This window comes from Kitasatospora sp. NPDC059747 (assembly GCF_042732955.1).
In the GTDB taxonomy this organism is placed as follows: domain Bacteria; phylum Actinomycetota; class Actinomycetes; order Streptomycetales; family Streptomycetaceae; genus Kitasatospora.
This window is the reverse complement of the sequence record NZ_JBHWGV010000239.1, coordinates 1-4,424: the sequence shown is the minus strand read 5'-3', so window position 1 is coordinate 4,424 and position 4,424 is coordinate 1. Positions and strand designations below refer to the sequence as shown.

The following is a 4,424-nucleotide window of genomic DNA, read 5'->3' as shown; positions in this document are numbered from 1 at the left end:
GGCTGCGCGCGCGCCCACCTCCCCCGCGGGGGGGGGGGGGGGGCCCGCGCCGCCCCCCCCCCCCGGCGGCCCCCCCCCCGCCCCCGCCCCCCCCCCGAACGCGTTTCCTGCTGGAGTCAGCAGCAGGTGCTACACATGGAGACGAAACTGTAGGTGTTGCCGCTGGTGCAGCTCCAGGTGACTATCGGGCAAGCCTCCGTTATGTCGGTGCTGGAGGTGGCACCGAGCGGGATTTCCTCGGAGGAGATGAGCTGGAGTTCGAGGCCGTTGACCTTGACATCTTCGATGGTCGGGAGCGTAGCCAAAGACATGCGGTCTCCTTACGTCGAAAAGTGGGCCGCAAGGTAGTGCGTGTGGCATCTTGCGGATATTTAGATGCTACGGGGCGAGAATTTGCGAGTCAAGACAATTGCATGAATCCGAAGCGCCGTGAGAGTGCCCTTATGTCCGTAAATTGGGCATCCTTCATGCATTTGTCCAGATTATTCCGAAAGTCGTCAGGGCAACGGTGCGCGCTGCTCGCCCTATATGCCAGTTGAAATCGAAAGAAAACGGCTGTGGCTCCGGCGGGGCCACAGCCGGTGTTTAAATGTCAAGGGGTTCGATCGAATCGCGAGTACTGTGGCAGTTGCCAATGAGCCTCAGGCTTTGCCTCAGCAGCTCGTGTCGGGCCGCCCTCTCGTAGGCCTGCGGATCGACTTCGGCTGGCGCGGTTCGATCGAAGAACTTCCCTGTCACTGTTGCGAGTTCAGGATCACTGACCAGGCGATATACGGAGGCGACGCCTTCGTCCAGGGAGTCGACATGGGTGCCCAGCTCCAGGAGCACCATCTTGGTGGGCATGTAGGAGGCGGGGTGAACACTGTTGAACGTGACCTCGGCAGCCGGCAGTCTTTCGCCGAGTTCCATCGCCATCATGATCTGGGCCAGTTTGCTTTGCGAATAGGCGCGAATTCCGCTGTAACCGCGCTCGATCATGAGGTCGTCGAAATCTATTGCCTGCTGGCCTATAGATGCGACATTGACAACTCGTGCACCTCTGGTCCGTCGAAGCAGTGGCAGCAGTTCGATGGTCAGCAGAAATCCCGCCAGGTAATTTACGGCAAACCGAAGTTCGACCCCGTCTGCAGTGACGCGGCGCTCCGACCCCTCGGGCTTTCCGAAACCGATTCCCGCATTATTTACCAGAACATCCAGTTGGTTGTTGATTTCCCGTATCTGGTCCGCCATTTCCCGCACCTGATGCAGCTCTGAGAGGTCGGCGGTCACGGTGGTGACCCGAACGTCACTGTGTCCAGTCTGCACCGATTTCGCGGTGCTCGCGAGCCGCAGCGGGTCGCGGCCATGCAGGATCAAATGAACGCCATCCTCTGCGCATCGATGGGCAAGCGCGTATCCGAGACCGCTCGTGGCGCCGGTGATCAGGATCGTACGCATCATGTTCAGCCTTTCACGTAATCCAGGTGCGGCGGATGGCGAGGCCGTATGCTAGCCTCGGGCATTCGACCGGAAGACGGGCGGGGAGTCGTGCACGACATTGAGAAGGTCATAGACTACCAAATCGAGGCGTACAATTCTCACGATTTGAACCGGTTCATTGCGTGCTACTCGCCGCAGGCGGTCATCCAGTGGTGGGGAGGAGGGTTCACGCGGGGTCAGGAGAAAATCCATGACTCTTATGCGGAGCTGTTCGCGCATCGGTCCTGTCGCGCGGAGGTCTCCGGTCGTCTGGTGACGAACGGATGGGTAACCGACCGCGAAACCGTATACAGGATCGCGCCGGAGCCCATGCACGTGATCGCGGCCTACAGGGTGGCCGATGGCCTCATCGAACAGGTGCTGTTCCTCGGACCGTGAGCAGTTCTCGGCGCTTGACTCCACGGCTGGTCCTCACAGGCGTCCATGGACGGCCCCTTCCAACCCGGGTTCGATGTAATTCGCGGGCTATTGATCAGAAACTCAATTGGTTCTCATCGAGGATGTGGCGGACCCGTCGACCGCCGAAGTACCCGTGGACCATGTGGGGCTGCCGCCGGCGGCGATGGAAGAAGCGCCCGGTCTCGGCCGCCAGCTCCGCCTGATCCTGGGCCCGGCCGCTGATCGGCAGGCTGCGCTTGAGATCGGCGTCGACCAGCTCATCGGGGTTCAGCTCGGGCGAGTACGCGGGCAGGAAGTGCAGCTCGACCTGGCCGACGCGATCGGCCAGCCAGGCCTGGACCTTCCGCGAACGGTGGACCGAGTGCTGGCCCACGAGCAGGTGACGATACGAGAATCCATAGGAAGCGAGAGAGGACCATGCCACCGAAGCGCCGTGACGCTCCAGTCGTCACATCATCGTCACCCGAGGTGGATCCGCTCTTCGGGGCCCACAGCGAACTCATCGGCCAGTTGGCGAGGGACACGGACGCCGTCGGTATTCGTAGGGCGCTCGCCGGGCTGCCCCGGCTGCTCGGCAAGGCCGTCGCCCTGGCCTGGCAGGTCAGCCCCTCCTCCGTCGCGCTGCTCGCCGTGGTGGAGCTGTGCGTCGGAAGCATGGCCGCCACGGGCCTGCTGGCCACCAACAGTGCCCTGTTGCAGCTCCTGCAACCACCGATCAACCACCAGCGCGTCGAAGCGGCCGTGCCCGGCATCATCCTGGCCGCGTCCACGGCCGCCGCCGCAGGCGGCCTGCGGATCCTTGAGGGCTACCTACTGTCCCGGATCGGACCGGGCATGGACATGCGGGCCAGCCAGTTGCTCCTGCGCAGCGCGGTCTCCTCGGAACTCGCCGTCGTCGACGACGCCGAGTTCCACAACTCCATGGCCCTGGCCCGCTCCGGATCGCGAAGCCTGCAGAACGTCTTCACGCAGACCGTTGCCATGGCCAGGTCGGCGCTCTCGGTGGCGGCGGTCTCCCTCGCACTCGGATCACTGCACCCGCTGCTTTTCTGCCTCGCCTGCGCCAGCGCCGTCCCCAAAGGCCTCAGCGCCGTGGTCTCCGCCCGCGGCAGGTACCGCTCGGCGGTCCGCTGGATTGAGAACACCCGCAAACTCGACCTGCTCGCCTACTACATGATGGACCGCGAAAGTGCCGAGGAGATCCGCGTCCACCAGGTCGGCGACTACCTCGTGGACGGGTACACCCGCCTGTCGCACCGGGCCCTGCGTGAACAGCGCAGGCTCGCCTCCCGCGCTGCCCTGGCCTCGGTCGCGGGAGGATCACTCAGCGCGCTCCTGACCGCCTTGACCTATGTGGCGCTCGGGACCCTGGTCTGGTCCGGCAGGACCCCGTTGGCCAGCGCGGGCGCCGCACTGCTGGCCATCCCGTCCCTCACCAGGGAGGTCGCGGGCTTCGTGGCCGCGGTCAATGCCGTCTTCGAACAGGCCCTCCCGGTCACCGAATGGGAACGCGCCTGCGCCCGGGTGCCCGCCACGCAGCCGCCTCCGGAGCTGCCCCGGCTACACGACAACCCGCGCGAGATCCGCGCCCGAGGCGTCTGTTTCCGCTACACCGGTGCCGCCCACGACACCCTGGCCGACATCGACATCACCGTGGCACGCGGGCAGGTCACCGCACTGGTCGGCGAGAACGGATCCGGGAAGTCAACCCTGGCCAAACTCCTCGCCGGCCTCTACCTTCCGTCCCGCGGCTCCCTGACCTGGGATGGCATCCCCGTGGAACAACTGGAGCGACCGAGCGTGCTGCGCCAGGTATCGCTACTGGCCCAGGGCTTCGTCACCTGGCCGTTCACTGCCCGAGCCAACGTCGCCATGGGCCGCCCGCAGGAGCCCTGGAACGAGGACCGAATCGAGCACGCCCTGCGCGGATCCGGTTCGTGGAAGAGCGTGTCCGGGTTGCGCGACGGCCTGGACACCCTGCTCGCGCTCAACTTCAAACGCGGTGTCCAGCTCTCGGGCGGCCAGTGGCAACGCATCGGTCTGGCCCGCGTCGCCTATCGCAACGCCCCCTTCGTGATCCTTGACGAGCCGACCGCAGCACTGGACCCCGAGGCCGAGATCGAGGTCTTCAAGGAGGTGGCAAAGCGGGCCGAAGCCGGAAATGCCGTCCTTCTCGTGACCCATCGCCTGGCCTCAACTCGCCTCGCCCACCACATCCATGTCATGAAGGACGGACGCATCGTGGAGTCCGGCAGCCACGACGAGCTCCTGAAGTTGGACGGATCCTACGCCCGCATGTACCGGCTCCAGTCCGAACAGTTCGACCGGGTCTGACGAGGTGCTACGCACCACGCTGATGCGGCGGGTCCGGCCGGGGATTGGTCGGCGTGGGCCATCCCCCGGTGCGCGGTCACCTGCAGGTTACTCGCGGGTGGCTAGTATCTCGACGGCCCGGCCGCGTCCTGCCCGCCAGGCGGGGGGGGGGGGGGGGGCGCGCCGCCCCCCCCCCCCGCCGCGGGGGGGGCCGCGCCGGCGGGCCCCCCCCC

The 4,424-nt window shown here is 65.7% G+C and carries 5 protein-coding genes; 2 read left to right on the top strand and 3 right to left on the bottom strand.

What is annotated here, in order from left to right; genetic code table 11:
- Positions 1 to 116 precede the first annotated feature (116 nt).
- A complete protein-coding gene (locus tag ACFV4G_RS42990) occupies positions 117 to 311 on the bottom strand; it encodes a hypothetical protein (protein WP_380449032.1) in 195 nt (64 codons plus the stop codon).
- A gap of 274 nt (positions 312 to 585) precedes the next feature.
- Entirely contained in the window at positions 586 to 1,440 is an 855-nt protein-coding gene (locus tag ACFV4G_RS42985) for an SDR family NAD(P)-dependent oxidoreductase (protein WP_380449030.1), read from the bottom strand.
- A gap of 87 nt (positions 1,441 to 1,527) precedes the next feature.
- On the opposite strand from ACFV4G_RS42985, the gene ACFV4G_RS42980 reads away from it, so the two are divergent.
- The gene (locus tag ACFV4G_RS42980) at positions 1,528 to 1,857 is read left to right on the top strand and encodes a nuclear transport factor 2 family protein (RefSeq protein WP_380449028.1); all 330 of its coding nucleotides are present in this window, start codon (positions 1,528 to 1,530) and stop codon (positions 1,855 to 1,857) included.
- 94 nt (positions 1,858 to 1,951) lie between these two features.
- Here the strand turns inward: ACFV4G_RS42980 and ACFV4G_RS42975 are convergent, their stop codons facing one another.
- Positions 1,952 to 2,302, bottom strand: a complete 351-nt coding sequence (locus tag ACFV4G_RS42975; protein ID WP_380449026.1) for a transposase — start codon at positions 2,300 to 2,302, stop codon at positions 1,952 to 1,954.
- A gap of 44 nt (positions 2,303 to 2,346) precedes the next feature.
- Here ACFV4G_RS42975 and ACFV4G_RS42970 point away from each other — a divergent pair, with 44 nt between their 5' ends.
- On the top strand, positions 2,347 to 4,212 hold the full coding sequence (locus ACFV4G_RS42970) for an ABC transporter ATP-binding protein (protein ID WP_380449024.1): 1,866 nt from the start codon (positions 2,347 to 2,349) through the stop codon (positions 4,210 to 4,212).
- Positions 4,213 to 4,424: the final 212 nt, after the last annotated feature.

What these genes read in the sequence shown, in the direction of transcription:
- ACFV4G_RS42990 (WP_380449032.1), bottom strand. Translation starts at nt 311, where the DNA reads ATGTCTTTGGCTACGCTCCCGACCATCGAAGATGTCAAGGTCAACGGC.
- ACFV4G_RS42985 (WP_380449030.1), bottom strand. Translation starts at nt 1,440, where the DNA reads ATGATGCGTACGATCCTGATCACCGGCGCCACGAGCGGTCTCGGATAC.